The sequence below is a fragment of the Burkholderia sp. MR1-5-21 genome, assembly GCF_053427715.1.
On sequence record NZ_JBSAXD010000006.1, the window covers coordinates 164,392 to 182,633 of the forward strand.

General features: G+C 68.5%; 15 protein-coding genes. 13 read left to right on the plus strand and 2 right to left on the minus strand.

Annotation, left to right across the window (positions count from 1 at the left end; genetic code table 11):
• Positions 1-348 precede the first annotated feature (348 nt).
• The 4 genes from ACV229_RS10975 (at position 349) to ACV229_RS10990 (ending at position 3,991) form a co-directional block, all read left to right on the plus strand.
• Entirely contained in the window at positions 349-1,365 is a 1,017-nt protein-coding gene (locus ACV229_RS10975) for an AraC family transcriptional regulator (protein ID WP_448083150.1), read from the plus strand.
• A 106-nt stretch (positions 1,366-1,471) separates the two neighbouring features.
• Complete coding sequence (locus tag ACV229_RS10980; RefSeq protein ID WP_448083151.1) at positions 1,472-2,035, plus strand: N-acetyltransferase family protein; 564 nt, start codon at positions 1,472-1,474, stop codon at positions 2,033-2,035.
• A gap of 9 nt (positions 2,036-2,044) precedes the next feature.
• Entirely contained in the window at positions 2,045-2,887 is an 843-nt protein-coding gene (locus tag ACV229_RS10985; protein ID WP_448083152.1) for a MerR family transcriptional regulator, read from the plus strand.
• 126 nt (positions 2,888-3,013) lie between these two features.
• Positions 3,014-3,991 (plus strand): sulfonate ABC transporter substrate-binding protein, encoded by a 978-nt coding sequence (locus ACV229_RS10990; RefSeq protein WP_448083153.1) that lies wholly within the window; start codon positions 3,014-3,016, stop codon positions 3,989-3,991.
• Positions 3,992-4,001: 10 nt separating this feature from the next.
• On the opposite strand, the gene speB is transcribed toward ACV229_RS10990, so the two are convergent.
• A complete protein-coding gene (gene speB, locus ACV229_RS10995; RefSeq protein WP_448083154.1) occupies positions 4,002-4,970 on the minus strand; it encodes an agmatinase in 969 nt (322 codons plus the stop codon).
• 446 nt (positions 4,971-5,416) lie between these two features.
• On the opposite strand from speB, the gene ACV229_RS11000 reads away from it, so the two are divergent.
• The 5 genes from ACV229_RS11000 to ACV229_RS11020 all read left to right on the plus strand — a co-directional run bounded on the left by ACV229_RS11000 (position 5,417) and on the right by ACV229_RS11020 (position 10,683).
• Positions 5,417-6,088, plus strand: a complete 672-nt coding sequence (locus ACV229_RS11000; protein WP_448083155.1) for a lysoplasmalogenase — start codon at positions 5,417-5,419, stop codon at positions 6,086-6,088.
• Between the two features lie 246 nt (positions 6,089-6,334).
• Positions 6,335-7,912 carry a flavin-containing monooxygenase gene (locus tag ACV229_RS11005; protein WP_448083156.1) on the plus strand — a complete coding sequence of 526 codons (1,578 nt, stop codon included), beginning with the start codon at positions 6,335-6,337 and terminating at the stop codon, positions 7,910-7,912.
• Between the two features lie 23 nt (positions 7,913-7,935).
• A complete protein-coding gene (locus ACV229_RS11010) occupies positions 7,936-8,865 on the plus strand; it encodes an SDR family NAD(P)-dependent oxidoreductase (RefSeq protein ID WP_448083157.1) in 930 nt (309 codons plus the stop codon).
• On the plus strand, positions 8,862-9,767 hold the full coding sequence (locus tag ACV229_RS11015) for a metal-dependent hydrolase (protein WP_448083158.1): 906 nt from the start codon (positions 8,862-8,864) through the stop codon (positions 9,765-9,767). Before ACV229_RS11010 ends, ACV229_RS11015 begins: the two co-directional genes overlap by 4 nt.
• Positions 9,768-9,771: 4 nt before the next feature.
• Entirely contained in the window at positions 9,772-10,683 is a 912-nt protein-coding gene (locus ACV229_RS11020; protein WP_448083159.1) for an alpha/beta fold hydrolase, read from the plus strand.
• On the opposite strand, the gene ACV229_RS11025 is transcribed toward ACV229_RS11020, so the two are convergent.
• Positions 10,644-11,198 carry a putative glycolipid-binding domain-containing protein gene (locus tag ACV229_RS11025; RefSeq protein WP_448083160.1) on the minus strand — a complete coding sequence of 185 codons (555 nt, stop codon included), beginning with the start codon at positions 11,196-11,198 and terminating at the stop codon, positions 10,644-10,646. The genes ACV229_RS11020 and ACV229_RS11025 overlap by 40 nt on opposite strands.
• Before the next feature lie 127 nt (positions 11,199-11,325).
• Here ACV229_RS11025 and ACV229_RS11030 point away from each other — a divergent pair, with 127 nt between their 5' ends.
• The 4 genes from ACV229_RS11030 (at position 11,326) to ACV229_RS11045 (ending at position 18,231) form a co-directional block, all read left to right on the plus strand.
• Positions 11,326-12,225 (plus strand): urea transporter, encoded by a 900-nt coding sequence (locus tag ACV229_RS11030; RefSeq protein ID WP_448083161.1) that lies wholly within the window; start codon positions 11,326-11,328, stop codon positions 12,223-12,225.
• On the plus strand, positions 12,200-12,976 hold the full coding sequence (locus ACV229_RS11035; protein WP_448083162.1) for a class II aldolase/adducin family protein: 777 nt from the start codon (positions 12,200-12,202) through the stop codon (positions 12,974-12,976). Before ACV229_RS11030 ends, ACV229_RS11035 begins: the two co-directional genes overlap by 26 nt.
• 29 nt (positions 12,977-13,005) lie before the next feature.
• A complete protein-coding gene (locus ACV229_RS11040; protein ID WP_448074526.1) occupies positions 13,006-13,194 on the plus strand; it encodes a 4-oxalocrotonate tautomerase in 189 nt (62 codons plus the stop codon).
• 195 nt (positions 13,195-13,389) lie between these two features.
• A complete protein-coding gene (locus ACV229_RS11045) occupies positions 13,390-18,231 on the plus strand; it encodes an NAD-glutamate dehydrogenase (protein WP_448083163.1) in 4,842 nt (1,613 codons plus the stop codon).
• The last annotated feature ends 11 nt before the right edge of the window (positions 18,232-18,242 follow it).

Sequence of the window (18,242 nt, forward strand, 5' to 3'; positions counted from 1 at the left end):
AACGTGCGGCGTCAGCGACGCCTTCGGCACATTACTTTCGTAGTTGTACGAAACATTGTCGCGAAACGATTTTCGTCCAGACACCGGCGCAGTGTAGGAAGCCACAATGATTTTCACTATCCGGAATTTGCACGCGGCTCGCGAATTTGATCCGCTTTTTCCGCGCGCTGTCCGGATTTTGCGTTGGCGGGAACGAGGACTATCCGATTCTTGCGAGACTTTACACAAACCTGACAAAGATCAATATCATCCGTTCGGGAGATCTAGACCCAAGAGAGACCCATGTGGCACGACGCGCATCCGCGGCCAGCGGGATGCGCAGCACGGAAACGCCACACAGGAGACGCCATGCCCCTCACCCCCAACGCGGAAGTGCTGTCCGCGCTGTATCGGAATTGCCTGTTCCGATCCCGCTTGCGCATGGATGCGCACGAGCAGGTCTCCGTGGAGCTGGCCGATCATGCGCTGCGCTGGAAGCGGGGCGTGCCCGACGCGGCGCTTTTCAAGGGGCAGCTGAATCACCTGACCGTCTACGCATTGCAGTACGGCGCCGAAGTCGAGGTCACGCCGCGCCCGTTCGACGGCTTTTCGCTCGTCCACACGTCGCTCGCGGGCGGCGCCGAAATAGAGTGCGACGGGCACGTGATGGACGTGTCCGAAGGACGCACCGCCGTGCTGGCGCCCAAGGCGCACATCCGCCTCCGCTGGCGGCCCGGCACACGGCAACTGATCGTCAAGGTGCCCGATTCGCTGATGCGGGTGGTCTCCGGCCGCCCGCCCGACGACGCGGCGCCCGGCCTCGCGCCGGGATTCCTGCTGCCGAGGGCGCTGGCGTCCCAATGGGATCTGATCGCGCAGTCGCTGCTCAATGTCGTCGCCGTAGCCGACGACGGCGGCATCCGGGCCGAGTGGCGCGACCACTTCGAACGAAGCCTCGCGCTGTTCCTGCTCGTGCATCGCCCGCCGCCCGCCGCGACGCATGCCGGCGCGGCGCCGGAATCGCGCAGCGTGCCGGCCGAATTCGGCGCGCGGGGCGGCATCCGGCAAATGGACGCGCTGCTCGAATTCATCGACGCGCGGCTCTGTGCGCCGATCTCGCTCGAAGATCTGGCCAGGGCGGCCGGCGTCAGCTTTCGGACGCTGAACGTGCTGTGTCGCCGCTACCATGGCGCGACCCCGATGGAGCTGCTGCGCAACATCCGGCTGGACGCCGCCCGCGTGCAGTTGCTGACCGACCCGATGGCCAGCATCACCGATACGGCGCTGACGTTCGGCTTCGGGCACCACGGGCGTTTTTCCGCCTACTATTTCGCCCGCTTCAACGAGTTGCCGCGCGACACGCAGAAGAAACGGCCGCCGAACTGAACAGCGCGACACCGCGACGCCGGACGCGCGGCCGCCGCTTTACGGGCCCGGCAATCGCCCGCATAGTAGCGGTTCCCCTGAATCGCCACGCTGCCGCCCCGTCACCATGTCCGCCACGCCAGCCGCCTGCATCGTCCGCGACTCGACCGACGCCGACCTCGACGCCATCCACGCGATCTACGCGCATCACGTCCGCCACAGCGTCGCGTCGTTCGAGGAAACGCCGCCCGACGTCGCCGAACTGTGCGCGCGCCGCGCCGCCGTGCTGCGCGACGGGCTGCCGTACCTGGTCGCGGAATGCGTCGGGCGCGTCGCCGGCTACGCGTACGCGACGCCGTACCGTACGCGCAGCGCGTACCGCCACACGGTCGAGGACTCCATCTACATCGACGACGCGCAGCGCGGGCGCGGGACCGGCCGCGCGCTGCTCGCGGCCCTGATCGCGCGCTGCGAGGCCGGCCCGTGGCGGCAGATGATCGCGGTGATCGCCGGCGGCGGCACGGGCGGTTCGACGTCGCTGCATCGCGCGTTCGGCTTCGAGCCGATCGGCATCTTGAAAGCGGTCGGCTTCAAGCACGGCCGCTGGATCGACACCGCGCTGCTGCAGCGCCCGCTCGGCGACGGCGCGCGCACGCTCCCCGCCTCGCCCGCGCCTGCCGCGTCGCGCTAGAATGGCCGCATGCCAAAACCGACTCACACCACACCTGACGAGGCCGCTGCGGACACCGCCCGCAACGAGTACACGGTCGACGAGCTCGCGCGCGTGTCCGACACGACCGTGCGCAACGTCCGCGCGTACCAGGATCGCGGCCTGCTCGCGCCGCCCGAGAAGCGTGGCCGCGTCGGCATCTACGACGACACGCACGTCGCCCGCCTGAAGCTGATCAACCACCTGCTCGCGCGCGGCTACACGCTGTCGAACATCCAGGACCTGATCATGGCGATCGACGAGGGCCACGACCTGCGTTCGATCCTCGGCCTGGAAAACGCGATCGGCGGCCGCTGGTCGCACGAACTGCCGAAGACCTATTCGCTCGCCCAGCTCGCGCAGATGTTCGGCCCGCAGACGGCCACGCAGCTGTCGCGCGTGACCGAGCTCGGCCTGCTCGAACGGCGCGGCCTGTCGTTCGTCGCGAAGAGCCCCGCGCTGCTCGAGGCGGCGGCCGCGATGACGAAGGAAGGCATTCCGCCGCGCGAGCTGCTCGACGTGATCAGCCTCGCACGCCCGCACTTCGACGCGATCGCGCGGCTGCTCGTCGACCTCGTCGTCAAGCGGCTCGATCGCTACGACGAAGGCACGCTGCCGCCGCCGACCGACGTGCCCGCGCTCGTCGACGCGATCTGGCGCCTGCGTCCGCTCGCGGCCGTGTTCGTCGAAGGCGAGACGAACCGCGCGCTCGAAGCCGCGGCGAGCGCCTACCTCGGCGGCCGCGTCGCGACGATCCTCGACAAGCAGCTCAGCGACGAAGCCGCGCGCCAGTCCGGTCCGTCGGACGCGGCCGGCGACCGCGACAAAGCATAGGTCCGGCGCGGTCATATTCATATCGGCATTGCTTCGTTTGCGGGCGCACATGCCCATGCGACGATTCTTCCAACCGAGCGGCGGTGCCGCCGCTCGCCCGAAGACGTTTCGCATGGAGCCCGTTCGATGATTCGTTTCACCCGCTGGATTCCCCGCGCCGCGGCGGCGCTCGTCGCGCTGTCCGCCGCGTCCGCGTTCGCGCAGGGCAGCACCGACCAGGTCGTGCGCATCGGCTACCAGAAGGCCGGCCTGCTTGCCGTCATCAAGGCGCAAGGCGCTCTCGAGACGCGGCTGAAGCCGCTCGGCTACAGCGTGCAGTGGTTCGAATTCCCCGCCGGTCCGCAACTGCTCGAAGCGCTGAACGCGAACAGCGTCGACTTCGGCTCGACCGGCGCGCCGCCGCCCGTGTTCGCGCAGGCCGGCGGCGTGCGCTTCGTGTATGTCGGCGCGGAGCCGCCTGCGCCGCACAGCGAAGCGCTGTTCGTCAGAGCCGATTCGCCGATCCGCACGGTCGCCGACCTGCGCGGCAAGAAGGTCGCGCTGCAGAAAGGTTCGAGCGCGAACTACCTGCTGCTCACCGCGCTGCAGAAAGCCGGCGTGCGCTACGACGAGATCCGTCCGGTCTACCTGCCGCCCGCCGACGCGCGCGCCGCGTTCGAGAGCGGCAACGTCGATGCGTGGGCGGTCTGGGATCCGTATTACGCGGCCGCGCAGGATACGCTGAAGATCCGCACGCTGTCCGATTACACGGGGCTCGCGCCGACGAACAGCTTCTACGAGGCGACGCGCGATTTCGCGCAGCGCCATCCGGAAGTCGTCGGCGCGATCCTGCAGCAGGCACGCGTGACGGGCCAGTGGGTCAACCAGCATCCGGCCGACACGGCCGCGCTGATCGCGCCGAAGGTCGGCCTTCGCCAGCCGGTCGTCGAGACCTGGGTCAGGCGCGCGCCGTATGGCGCGATGCCGATCGACGACCGGATCGTCGCAGCCCAGCAAGGGGTTGCCGATGCGTTCTACGGCGCGAAGCTGATCCCGCAAAAGCTCACCGTCGGCGACAACGCGTGGACCGACCGGCACGCATCGAGCGCGCTCGCGGCGAAGTAAGCGCCGCCGCTCAGCGGAATGTCCCCGCGACCTTCTTCTGCCGCCACAGACACAGCAGGTCGCACGCGATATGCGCGGCCGCGATCGCGGTGATGTCCGCGTGGTCGTACGCGGGCGCGACTTCGACGACGTCCGCGCCGATCAGGTTGACCGCGCCTAACGCGCGCACGATCGCGAGCGCCTGCGCGGACGACAGCCCGCCTGCGACCGGCGTGCCCGTGCCGGGCGCGAACGCGGGATCGAGGCAGTCGATGTCGAACGTCAGGTACGCGGGCCGCGTGCCGACTATCCCGACGATCCGCTCGACCGCCGCACGCGGGCCATGCTCGTGCACCCACGCGGCATCGAGCCGCTCGATCCCGAGAAAGTCGTCGTTCCACGTGCGGATGCCGATCTGCACGGACGTCGCCGGATCGATCAGCCCTTCCTTCACCGCCTTGTAGAACATCGTGCCGTGATTCAGGCTGTCCGGCTCGTCGTCGGCCCAGGTGTCGCAATGCGCGTCGAAATGGATCAGCGACAGCGGCTTGCCGTAACGCTCCGCATGCGCGACGAGCAGCGGGTACGTGATGTAGTGGTCGCCGCCGAACGTCAGCATCTTCGCGCCCGAGCGCAGAATCGTGCGCGCATGCTCGACGATCGCCGGCTTGATCGTCAGCGGGTTGTGCGCGTCGAGCCAGCAGTCGCCGTAGTCGATCGCCGCCAGCTCGTCGAACGGGTTGAAGCCCCACGGATACGGATGCAGTTCCGCGAGCTGCACGCTCGCCGCGCGGACCGCCGCGGGGCCGAGCCGTGCGCCCGAACGGTAGGTCGTCGCGAGATCGAGCGGCACGCCCGAGATCGCGACGTCGACGCCGTCGAGCGTGCGCGTGTAATTGCGCCGCATGAACGACAGCACGCCGGCATAGGTGTTTTCGATCGAGGCGCCGTACGGGGACGTGCGACGGATCGCGCCGTCGCCGTGGAGAAGTTCGGTCATGTCGAACCTGTTTTCTGGAAGCCGGTCTCGCCTTGCCGTTGGTCGGTCGTCGGCGGATCGGAACGGCACGGATTCATTTCGGACGCGCATCACGACCGGCGGTCGTGACCGTCGCGCTGGCTGGCGAACCCTGTAGCACAGCCGGGCGGGAGAAGGTGTCCCGCGCCGATGATAGCAAGCCGAATTTCGGCATATGCCCCGGTTCAGCCGGGGCAAAGCGCAAAGAGGCGAAGATTCGGTGCGGATCGCGCAATGCATCCGCATATGCGCGGGTGCTCCGGAGCGCCGTTGCAGCACACGGGAACGAGCCGATCGCGACGCAGCACACGCGCCGCATTTCCTAGAAGGATTCGCCGGTTCTCGCCGCGCCGTTCTTCCGGATAATGGCCGGCAGCCGCGCCCCCGCAAGCGCGCCGCCGACAACAATCTTCCGGAGACACCCCGCCTTGACCGCCACGCTTCCCGCCACCTACCGCCGGCTCTGGCCGCTCGCCGTCGCCGCCGCGCTGCTGTACGGGCTGTCGCTCGCCGCCGCGCCCTATCCGGGCCAGGCCGCCGCGAAAGCCGCGATGGGCGTACTGCTGCTCGCCGTGGGCAGCGCCTGCGGCGCGGCGCGCGAACGCAGGTGGTTATGCGCGGCGCTCGCGACCGCCGTGCTCGGCGACGTGCTGCTCGCGCTGCCCGGCTGGCCGCTGTCGTTCGTCGGCGGCCTCGGCGCCTTCCTGCTCACGCATCTCGCCTATTGCGCGATCTTCATGCGCTGGCGCGCGCGGCCGCACGGCTGGCGCGTCGCCGCGCTGATCGCACTGTGGCTCTCGGCACCCGGCTTTTACGCAGCGTTCTTCCCGCATCTCGGCGAGCTCGCCGTGCCGGTCGCCGTCTATATGCTCGTGCTGTGCGCGATGGCGAGCTTCGCGCTCGCCGCGCGCACCCGCGGCCCGCTCGTCGCGATCGGCAGCCTGGTCTTCGTCGGCTCCGACACGCTGATCGGCGTCGGCCGCTTCCTCGGCGGCTTTCCCGGCATCGACTACCTGATCTGGGCGCTGTACGCGCTCGCGCAGGTGACGATCGTCGCCGGGGTTTTCCATGAGACAACCGCACGCTCGGTCCGGCCCTGATTCGATTTCAAACAGACCGCCGCATGCCGGCGGTCTGCCTCATCCCCGCCGAACCGTGCTCGGCGGGCCTCGCCCGCCCGGCGGCCACCCTGCCGCCACACCGTTCCAAACCCGTCTCCGCCTTTTCCCACAAGGCGTCCGGCTCTTAGAGTCCCCCGTCTAGCCTCTTGCGGTTTCCAGGCTCACCCACTATCGTTACATCACACAATGTAACATTCAGAAATGAGCCATAACGGAGACACCCGGATGAATGCTCGCACCTTGCCTTTCGGCCCCCCTGGTCACGACGGCCCGGACGCATCGACCGACATCGCCATCATCGGCACCGGCTTCGCCGGCCTCGGCATGGCCATTCGCCTGCGGCAGACCGGCGCGACCGACTTCGTCGTCCTCGAGAAGGCGGCGTCGGTCGGCGGCACGTGGCGCGACAATCATTACCCCGGGTGTGCATGCGACGTGCAATCGCACGTCTACTCGTTCTCGTTCGCGCCGAACCCGCGCTGGACGCGCATGTTCGCGCCGCAGCCGGAAATCCGCGCGTATCTGGAAGACTGCGTGCAGCGCTTCGGGATCGGCTCGCACCTGCGGCTGAACCACGAACTGCAGCGCGCCGAGTACGACGAGGCCGCGCAGCGCTGGCGCCTGACGTTCGCGAACGGCAAGCGGCTGTCCGCGCGCGTGCTGGTGTCCGGGATGGGCGGGCTGTCGCGCGCGGCGCTGCCCGCGATTCCGGGCGTCGAGACCTTCAAGGGCCGTGCGTTCCACTCGCAGCAGTGGGACCACGGCTATCCGCTCGACGGCAAGCGCGTCGCGGTGATCGGCACCGGTGCGAGCGCGATCCAGTTCGTCCCTCAGATCGCGCCGCGCGTGAAGCAGCTCGCGCTGTTCCAGCGCACGCCGCCGTGGATCATGCCGAAGCCGGACCGCAACCTGACGAAGCTCGAGCAGTGGCTGTTCCGCGCACTGCCGTTCACGCAGAAGGTCGTGAGGAGCGGGATCTACTGGACGCTCGAATCGCGCGTGCTCGGCTTCGCGATCCATCCGTCGCTGATGAAGAACGTGCAGAAGCTCGCGCTGCGACACATCCGCAAGCAGATCCCCGATCCGGCGCTGCGCGCCGCCGTGACGCCGAACTACACGCTCGGCTGCAAGCGCGTGCTGATCTCGAACGACTACTACCCGGCGCTATCGCGCAAGAACGTCGACGTCGTCACGACCGGCATCGACCGCATCGACGAAAACGCCGTCGTCACGTCCGACGGCAAGCGCCACGAAGTCGACTGCCTGATCTATGGCACGGGCTTCCAGGTCGCCGATCCGTATCCGCGCGGCGCGATCATCGGCCGCGGCGGCCTCGACATCGTCGATGCGTGGCGCGACGGCGCGCACGCGTATCTGGGCACGACGCTGCCCGGCTACCCGAACTTCTTCATGATCGTCGGCCCGAACACCGGCCTCGGCCACAACTCGATGGTGTTCATGATCGAGTCGCAGATCGAATACATCCTCGGCGCGCTGCAGGCGATGCACCGCGAGCGCGCCGACGCGATCGAAGTGCGCCCGCTCGTCGAGGCGCAGTTCAACCACGACCTGCAGGGCAAGCTCAAGAAGGCGATCTGGTCGACGGGCGGCTGCAAGAGCTGGTATCTCGACCCGCGCACCGGCAAGAACACGACGCTGTGGCCGGGCTTCACGTGGCGCTTCCGGCAGGCGACGGCCCGTTTCTCGATGGCCGATTACCACGCGTACCGCGCGCCGCAACACGACACGGCCGCGCGGCCGCTCGCCGCGCCCGCCCCCGCCGCTTCCGCCGAAGCGGCCTGAGACCCGAACAGGAGCCAACCGACATGAGAGATTTCGCCAACAAGGTCGCCGCGATCACCGGCGCAGGCTCGGGCATGGGCCGCTCGCTCGCGCTGCAGCTTGCGCAGGCCGGCTGTCACGTGTCGCTTGCCGACAAGAACGCAATCGGCCTCGCCGAAACCGAGCGCATCGTGCGCGCGATCGCGCCGAACGTGCGCGTGACGACGCGCGTGCTGGACGTCGGCGACCGCGAAGCGATGTTCGCGTGGGCCGACGACACCGCGAAGGAACACGGCAAGGTCAACCTGATCTTCAACAACGCGGGCGTCGCGCTGTCGAGCACGATCGAAGGCATGGAATACAGCGACCTCGAGTGGATCGTGAACATCAACTTCTGGGGCGTCGTGCACGGCACGAAGGCATTCCTGCCGCACCTGAAGGCGTCCGGCGACGGCCACGTGATCAACACGTCGAGCATCTTCGGGATCTTCGCGCAGCCGGGCATGAGCGGCTACAACGCGACCAAGTACGCGGTGCGCGGCTTCACCGAGTCGCTGCGCCAGGAGCTCGACATGATGAAGTGCGGCGTGTCGGCCACCTGTGTGCACCCGGGCGGCATCCGCACGAACATCGCACAGTCGAGCCGCGTATCGAAGAACATGGTCGGCTTCATGGTCGAGAGCGAACAGCAAGGCAAGGACACGTTCGAGAAGTTCTTCATCACGACCGCCGACGATGCCGCGCGCACGATCCTCGCCGGTGTGCGCAAGGACAAGCGCCGCGTGCTGATCGGCCGCGACGCGCGCGGCGCGGACTGGCTCGCGCGGATCCTGCCTGCCGCCTACCAGTCACTGGTTGTGCTCGCAACGAAGCACGAGGCCGCGAAGGCACGCCGCCGCGCAGCGCGCAACGCGCCCGCGCCGGTCCACGCAACGTACAACAATGCAGGCAAGCAGGGAGGAGAACAATCATGACGACACCGCAGATGATGCCCGTGCGGCGCGACATCCGTTTCGCGCTGCCCCCTGAACACGCACGCGACTGGCACGTGCAGGGCGTGCCGGTCACGCACTTCATGAACGCGCTGTCGCTGCTGTTCCCGGCCGGCGAGCGGTTCTTCATGGACTCGGTGCGGAACTACCGCGACCGCATCGAGGACCCCGAGCTGAAGAAGCAGGTGATGGGCTTCATCGGCCAGGAGGCGATGCACACGCGCGAGCATATCGAGTACAACGACCTGCTGCAGGCATCGGGCCTGCCGGCGCACAAGCTCGACAAGCGCCTGTGGACGATCCTCGGCTGGTTCAAGAAGGTGCTGCCGCATTCGATGCAGCTCGCGATCACGATCGCGCTCGAGCACTACACGGCGATCCTCGCGAACCAGCTGCTGTCGGGCCACGAGCACCGGATCGACGGCTCCGTCGAGGGCTATCAGCAGATGTGGATGTGGCACGCGATGGAAGAGACCGAGCACAAGGCGGTGTCCTACGACGTGTGGAACGCGGTGATGAAGCCGGGCCTCGGCAGCTACCTGCTGCGCACCGGCACGATGCTGACGACGACCGTCATGTTCTGGGCGATCGTGCTCGATTTCCACCTGCGCCTGATGTCCGCGCACCGGCGCCGTCACGGCAAGTTCGGCGGCATGTGGCGTCTCGTGAAATACCTGTACAGCCCGAAGCATGGCGTATTCCCGAGCATCGCGAGAGAATGGCTCGACTATTTCCGGCCGGGCTTCCATCCGTGGGACCACGACAACCACCAGTACCTGCAAGGGCTCGACACGCTGCTCGCGAACATCGACGCGACCAACGCGCGCTACGCCGCGCAGGCCGCGCCGCGCCGCGTGCCGCTGCATCCGGTCCCGCAGGCATGACGCGATGGCGCGCACAAGCGAGATGCTGACCGTCAAATCCGGCGACGTGAAGCTCGCCGTCTACGTGAGCGGCTCGCGCCGTGCGCCGCCCGTGATCCTCGTGCACGGCTACCCGGATTCGGCGACGGTCTGGGAGCCGGTCCGCGCGCGGCTCGCGAAACGCTACCGCGTGATCGCATACGACGTGCGCGGCGCGGGTGCGTCCGATGCGCCGCGCCGCCGTGCGGATTACGCGCTCGCGCGGCTCGCGGAGGACCTGAAGGCCGTCGCGGACGCGACCTGCGGCGACCGGCCGTTCCACCTCGTCGGCCACGACTGGGGCTCGATCCAGTGCTGGGAAGCGGCGACCGACCCGGCGTTCCGCGGGCGCATCGCGTCGTACACGTCGATCTCGGGGCCGTGCCTCGACCACGTGTTCCGCGCGAAGCTGCGGCTCAAGCAGAGCCTGAAGTCGTGGTACATCGCGTTCTTCCACCTGCCGCTCGTGCCGTCGCTGGTGTGGCGGCTCGGCGGCGCCGCGTTGTGGCCGCGCTGGCTGCAGCTCACCGAGAAGATCCGCCCCGAACCCGACCCCGCGCAGCTGAAGAACGCGCTTTACGGGATGAACCTGTACCGCGCGAACTTCGTCGCGCGCGCCCGGCAGCCGCGCGAGCGCCATGCGCAAGCACCGGTGCAGATCCTCGTGCCGGTGCGCGACCGCTATGTGACGCCGGCGATGTCGGCCGGCCTCGACCGCTGGCTCGGCGAGCACGTGCGCGAGGAAATCGACGGCGCGCACTGGATCGTGCTGCGCAACCCCGACCTGATCGCGTCGCGAATCGACCGCTTCGCCGCCGCGCACGAGAAGAAGCCGGCGGCGCCCGCCGGGCGGATCGTTCAGCGGATCGCCGGCAAGCGCCTGAACAGCGTCTCGTAGTCGATCACGAGGCCGTCGTCGTCGATGTCCATCTCGGCGGTGAAGTTCCGGAAGATCCCTTCGTAGCGGTAGCGCCGGCCCGGCTCGATGCACGCGTACGCCTGCTTGACCGCGGTGGCCGTCAGGTCGGGCGTCGAGACATAGACGACGTCGATCGGCTGACGCTCGCCGCGCGCGAGCCCGAGGCGGCCGATCGGCAGCGCGTTCGTAAACGGCGTCGCCGCGATGTCGATGTCGATGCAGCCGTCGAGCGCCGGCAGCGATCGCCCCGACGCGTCGTGCCAATGGCCTTGACCGTCGCCATGCAGCTCGAGCGTGCCGCCGCCCATCACCTTGAGCGCCGCGTAGGTCGCGCGCCACTGCGCGTCGCAGACGAGCCGGTAGGCGAGTCCGTAACCCCGGCCATAGCGCTGGCCGACCACGGCGCTTTCGACGACGATCCCGCCGTCGCTGCGATCGAACGCCAGATGTTCGATCCCGTCGCCCTCGAGCGACGCCCAACGCACTTCACGCATCGTTCCGCCTCCTCGTCCGATCCCCGATGCGACGCATCCTCGCACAAATTCCCGGTATCCAGAATTCCCTATTCCGGTGCACGCCGATCTGCCCTATGCTCGCGGCTCGTCCTGCTCCACCGCCGTCATGTCCGCCACCCCGTCCGCCTCGCCCACGATCGACCTGCGCATCCTGCTGCGCAGCATCGGCCAGATCGTGCTGCAGGCGAACGCGCTGACAGGCGCGCTGCTGCTCGCCGCGCTCGCGCTGACCGACGCGCGCCTCGCGTGCGCGGCGCTGCTCGGCGCAGCGGCCGCCAACATGACCGCCGTGCTGACGGGCGCCGCACGCCGCGACGTCGAACTCGGGTTGCATGGCTTCAACGGTGCGCTCGCCGCGCTGGCGGCCGTCACGTTCGCGCCGCAGCCGAGCGCGGCCGTCGCGCTCGCCCCGCTCGCCGCGATCGGCGCGGCGCTCGTGCAGCGCGCGATGCGCCGGCCGCTCGAGAAGTGGCGCCAGTGTCCGTATTCGAGCCCGTGCCTCGCCGTCACCGCGCTGTGGCTGCCGTTTGTCGCAATGCAGCATGCGGGCGCCGCCGAGGTGCCGCTGCATGTGCCACTGTCATTCGCCGCGTTCGGACCGGCGCTGCTCGCGGGCATCGCGCAGACCACGTTCGCGCAAGGCGCGTGGGCGGGCGCGCTGCTCGTCGCCGGGCTGGCTGCCGCATCGCGCCGCGCGGCCGCATTCGCGCTCGGCGGCGCGCTCGTGTCGACCGCGCTGCTGCTCGCGCTCGGCGCGAATGCCGCGACCTGCGCCGACGGCCTGCTCGGCTTCAACGGCGCGCTCACCGCGCTCGCGCTGATGCCGCGCGGCGCGCGCGCCGCCGTCGCGGGCGCGGTCCTTGCCGGGCTGCTGCAGTGGCTCGCGATGCGCGCGGGCGTCACCGTCCTCACCGCACCATTCGTGCTCGCGTCGTGGCTCACCGTCCGGGTAACGCGCCGCCACATCCTGGGAGATGCCGATGTCGTCATTCGCTCACCGTCCTGACGCCGTAAAGCCCGGCGGCCCGATCTCGGACGCCGAACGCCGGCTGCGCGTCAATCTCGCCGCCGCGTACCGGCTCGTCGCGCTGAACGGCTGGGACGACCTGATCTACACGCACCTGTCCGCAACCGTGCCCGGCGAGCCCGGCCATTTCCTGATCAACCCGTTCGGACTCACGTTCGACGAAGTGTGCGCGTCGAACCTCGTGAAGATCGACCTGGCCGGCAACCGGATCGGCGACAGCGACCATGCGGTCAACGTGACCGGCTTCGCGCTGCACGCGGCCGTGCATGCGGCGCGGCCCGACGCGGTCTGTGTGATGCACCTGCACAATACGCCAGGCATCGCGGTGTCGATCCAGCGCGACGGGCTGCTGCCCGCATCGCAGCATGCGCTGCGCTTTTACGGCGATCTCGCGTATCACGACTACGAGGCGCTCGCGTTCTCGCCCGCCGAAGGCGCGCGGCTGACCGCGAGCCTCGGCGCGAAATCCGCGATGCTGCTGCGCAACCACGGCACGCTGACGGTTGGCCGCACGGTCGCCGAAGCCTACGTGCTGATGGATACGCTGATCAAGGCGTGCGACATCCAGGTGCGCGCGCAGGCGGGCGGCGGGCCGCTCGTGCTGCCCGACGCGGCGGTCGCCGCGCGCACCGCCGAGCAGCTGCGCGACGGCGGCGCGATCGAGGGCGAGCTCGAATGGCCCGCGCTGCTGCGCCGCCTCGACCGCATCGACCCTTCGTATCGCAATTGAATTGTTCTGACCTGACAGGAGAAACCCGCATGCCGACTTTCAATATCCAGCTGTTCGAGGGCCGCACCGTCGAACAGAAGCGCCAATTCGTCGAAGCGATCACGCGCGTCACGTGCGAAACGCTCGGCTGCGAGCCGGGCTCGGTCGACATCATCCTCACCGACGTGAAGAAGGAGAACTGGGCGACCGCCGGCAAGCTGTGGAGCGACGAGCGCTGACCTGATACGGCCTCCGCCCGCGCGGGAGACACCTGCCGCGGGCGGCACGCGTTCGAGCCACGGTGATGTCTGAAAGTTGCACGGGTTGCGTCATGCGCTGCGCGATGTGCGCCCGCACATGGCTTTGTCACGCATTCGGCGCATAATGGCCCACTGACGAAGCAGTCGATGGCCACCCGACGAGGAGAACGCGCCATGGAAGCGAAGAACGAAGAAGTCGTCGCACACCTGCTCTCCGATGTCATCGAATTCGCGCGCGAGCGGTTGCCCGAAGCGACATTCCGGATCGTCGAACCCCTCCTCCGCCATTACTACGACTTCGTCGACGCCGACGACCTGCAAAGCCGCGGCATCGCCGATCTCTACGGCGCCGCGATGGCGCACTGGCAGACCGCCCAGAAATTCGTGCCCGGCAGCGAGCGGCTGCGCGTGTACAACCCGATTCTCGAACAGCACGGCTGGCACTCCGACCACACCGTCATCGAGATCGTCAACGACGACATGCCGTTCCTCGTCGATTCGGTGTCGATGGCCGTCAACCGCCTCGGGCTTGCGCTGCACTCGGCGATGCACCCCGTGTTCCGGATCTGGCGCGGCAAGAACGGCGGCATCGAGCGCATCGACTTGGGCGGCGCCTCCTCGGACGACGGGCATTCCCAGCTCGCGTCGTTCATCCATTTCGAAGTCGATCGATGCGGCGATGCAGCAATGCTCAACACGCTGCGCAACGATCTCGCGCGCGTACTCGGCGACGTGCGCGCATCGGTCGAGGACTGGCCGAAGATCGTCGACATCGCCCGCAACACGATCAAGGAGATGAAGGGGCGCGAGACGACCGCCGAAGATATCGAGGCGCGCGCGTTCCTCGAGTGGATGGTCGCCGACCACTTCACGTTCCTCGGGCAGCGCGACTACGCGCTCGAGTCGCGCGGTGCCGGCTTCGCGCTGCGCGGCATCGAAGGCTCGGGGGTCGGGATCCTGCGCGAAGCGCTGCGCGAGCCGGGCACGCCCGACGAAACGCCGCTGCCGCCCGCCGCGGCGGAAATCATCCACGGCGCGTGGCCGATCTTCCTGACCAAGGCGAATTCGCGCGCGACCGTGCACCGGCCCGGCTATCTCGACTACGTCGGCGTGAAGCTGATCGGCCCCGACGGCAAGGTCTGCGGCGAGCGGCGCTTCATCGGGCTCTACACGTCGACCGCATACATGGTGTCCGCGTCGGAAATCCCGATCGTGCGCCGCAAGTGCGCGAATATCGTGCGCCGCGCGGGCTTCCTGCCGAAGGGCCATCTCGGCAAGTCGCTCGTGACCGTGCTCGAAACCTATCCGCGCGACGAGCTGTTCCAGGCCGACGAAGACCAGCTGCACGACATCGCGCTCGGCGTGCTGCGCCTGCAGGAACACCAGCGCACGCGCCTGTTCGTGCGGCGCGACCGCTTCGACCGCTTCGTGTCGTGCCTCGTGTACGTGCCGCGCGACAAGTACAACACCGACCTGCGGCGGCGCGTCGCGCGCCTGCTCGTCGACGCGTTCAACGGCGTGCACGTGGAATTCACGCCGCTGCTGTCGGAATCGGCGATCGCGCGGATTCACTTCGTCGTGCATGCGGAACCGGGCACGATGCCCGACGTCGATACCCGCGAACTCGAGACGCGGCTCGTGCAGGTCACGCGTCGCTGGCAGGACGACCTGTCCGATGCGCTGCTCGACGCATACGGCGAAGAGCAAGGCAACCGCCTGCTGCAGCGCTATGCCGACTCGTTCCCGGCCGGCTATCGCGACGACTATCCGGCGCGCACGGCGGTGCGCGACATCGAGCTGATCGAGCGCGTGAAAGGCACCGAACGCCTCGCGATGAACCTGTACCGCCCGATCGAGGCCGAAGCGCGCGCGTTCCGCTTCAAGGTGTATCGCGCGGACGATCCGATCGCGCTGTCGCGCAGCCTGCCGATGCTCGAGCATCTCGGCGTGCGCGTCGACGAGGAGCGGCCGTACCGGATCCAGGCGCAGGATACGGCGCCCGCGTGGGTCCACGATTTCGGCCTCGAACTCGCGGACGATACCGAATTCGACATCGAGCGCGTGAAGGGATTGTTCGAAGACGCGTTCGACCAGATCTGGAGCGGCCGGATCGAGAACGACGATTTCAACCGGCTCGTGCTGCGTGCGCATCTGAGCGCGCGCGAGGTCACGATCCTGCGTGCGTATGCGAAGTACCTGCGGCAGGTCGGCTCGACGTTCAGCGACGCGTACATCGAGCGCGCGCTGACCGGCAATCCGGCGATCGCGCGGCAGCTCGTCGAGCTGTTCGTGGTGCGCTTCGATCCGCGCACCGGCGGCACGCGCGACGCACAGGCCGAACGGCTGCTGAAAGCGATCGAGACCGCCCTCGACCAGGTGCCCAATCTCGACGAAGACCGTATCCTGCGCCAGTTCCTCGGCGTGATCAACGCGACGGAGCGCACGAACTACTTCCACAAGGGCGGGAACGGCGACGCGAAGCCGTACCTGTCGTTCAAGTTCAATCCCGCGAAAGTGCCCGGCCTGCCCGAGCCGAAGCCGATGTTCGAGATCTGGGTGTACTCGCCGCGCGTCGAGGGCGTGCACCTGCGCGGCGGGCGCGTCGCGCGCGGCGGCCTGCGCTGGTCGGACCGCCGCGAGGATTTCCGCACCGAAGTGCTCGGCCTGATGAAGGCGCAGATGGTGAAGAACGTCGTGATCGTGCCGGTCGGCTCGAAAGGCGGCTTCGTCGTGAAGAACCCGCCGCCGCCGAGCGACCGCGAGGCGTGGATGCGCGAAGGCGTCGCGTGCTACCAGACGTTCCTGCGCGGCCTGCTCGACCTCACCGACAACCTCGCCGGCAATGCGATCGTGCCGCCGCAGGACGTCGTGCGGCACGACCCCGACGATCCGTATCTCGTCGTCGCGGCCGACAAGGGCACCGCGACCTTCTCCGACTATGCGAACGCGATCTCGCACGAGTACGGTTTCTGGCTCGACGACGCGTTCGCGTCCGGCGGCTCGGTCGGCTACGACCACAAGAAGATGGCGATCACCGCGCGCGGCGCGTGGGAATCGGTGAAGCGGCATTTCCGCGAGATGGGCATCGACACGCAGACGACCGATTTCACCGTGGTCGGCATCGGCGACATGTCGGGCGACGTGTTCGGCAACGGGATGCTGCTGTCGCCGCACATCCGGCTCGTTGCGGCGTTCGATCACCGGCACGTATTCCTCGATCCGAACCCCGATCCGGCCGTGAGCTTCGCCGAGCGCGCGCGGCTCTTCGCGCTCGAGCGGTCGAGCTGGGCCGACTACGACACGGCCGCGATCTCGGCGGGCGGCGGCGTCTATCCGCGCACCGCGAAGACGATCCCGCTGTCGCCCGCGGTCCAGACCGCGCTCGGCATCGATGCGTCCGCGCTCACGCCGAGCGAGCTGATCCGCGCGATCCTGCAGGCGAACGTCGACCTGCTCTACAACGGCGGGATCGGCACCTATGTGAAGGCGGCCCGCGAGACCCACCTGCAGGTCGGCGACCGCGCGAACGACGCGGTGCGCGTGAACGGCTCGGACCTGCGCTGCAAGGTCATCGGCGAAGGCGGCAACCTCGGCTTCACGCAATTCGGCCGCATCGAGTTCGCGCAACGCGGCGGACGCATCAATACCGACGCGATCGACAATTCGGCCGGCGTCGACTGTTCGGATCACGAAGTCAACATCAAGATCCTGCTCGGGCTCGTGGTCGCCGACGGCGAAATGACCGAGAAGCAGCGCAATGCGCTGCTCGCGGAGATGACGGACGAGGTCGGCCTGCTCGTGCTGCGCGACAACTACTACCAGACCCAGGCGCTGTCGATCGCCGGCCGCTACACGGTGGAGCTGCTCGATGCGGAAGCGCGGCTGATGCGCTGGCTCGAACGCGCGGGACGCCTCAACCGCGTGATCGAGTTCCTGCCGACCGACGACGAGATCGCCGAACGCCACGCCGCGAAGCTCGGCCTCACGTCGCCGGAGCGCGCGGTGCTGCTCGCGTACAGCAAGATGTGGCTGTACGACGCGCTGCTCGAATCCGACGTGCCGGAAGATCCGCTCGTCGCCGGGATGCTGGTCGATTATTTTCCGAAGCCGCTGCAGCAGCGCTTCAGCGAGCCGATGCGCCGCCATCCGCTGCGCCGCGAGATTCTCGCGACGCACCTGACGAACGCGCTCGTCAACCGGGTCGGCTGCGAGTTCGTGCACCGGCTGATGGAAGAGACCGACGCGAAGCCGGGCGACATCGTGCGCGCATGCATCATGGCGCGCGACGTGTTCGATCTCGATGCGGTGTGGCGCGACATCGACGCGCTCGACAACCGCGTCGCCGACGACGTGCAGGCGCGCATGTTCGTCGCAGTCGCGCGGCTGCTCGAACGTGCGGCGCTATGGTTCCTGCGGCATCTGCAGGCGGGCGCGATCGGCGACGGCGGCGTCGGCGAACTGCTCGCGCGCTGCCGCGATGCCGCAGAACGGCTCGCGCCGCAACTGCCGTCGCTGCTGGCCGCCGCCGATCTCGACGCGCTGTCCGAGCGGCAGCGCGCGCTGGTCGACGCGGGCGTCGACAGCGCGCTCGCGACGCGCGTCGCGAGCGGCGACATCTCGGCCGCGCTGCTCGACATCGCCGAGGTGGCCGCGACCTGCAACCGCAGCCTCGAACTCGTCGCGGGCGTGTACTTCGCGCTCGGCACGCAGCTCAACTACGGCTGGATCAGCGAACGCGCGGCGGCACTGCCGACGCCGACCCACTGGGACATGATGGCGCGCGCGGCGGCGGTCGCGGACGTCGCGCGCCTCAAGCGCACGCTGACGACGAGCGCGCTCGCGGAAGCCGGGGATTCGGCGGCGCCGGATGCGATCGTCAACGCATGGTGCGGACGGCGGGAGGCTGCGCTCGAGCGTTATGCGCAGCTGCTCGCGGATCTGCGCGCGACGGGTGGCGCAAGCCTGTCGGTGCTGCTCGTGATCGTTCGGGAGATGGCGGTGCTGGAGCGGGCCTGACGGACGCGACG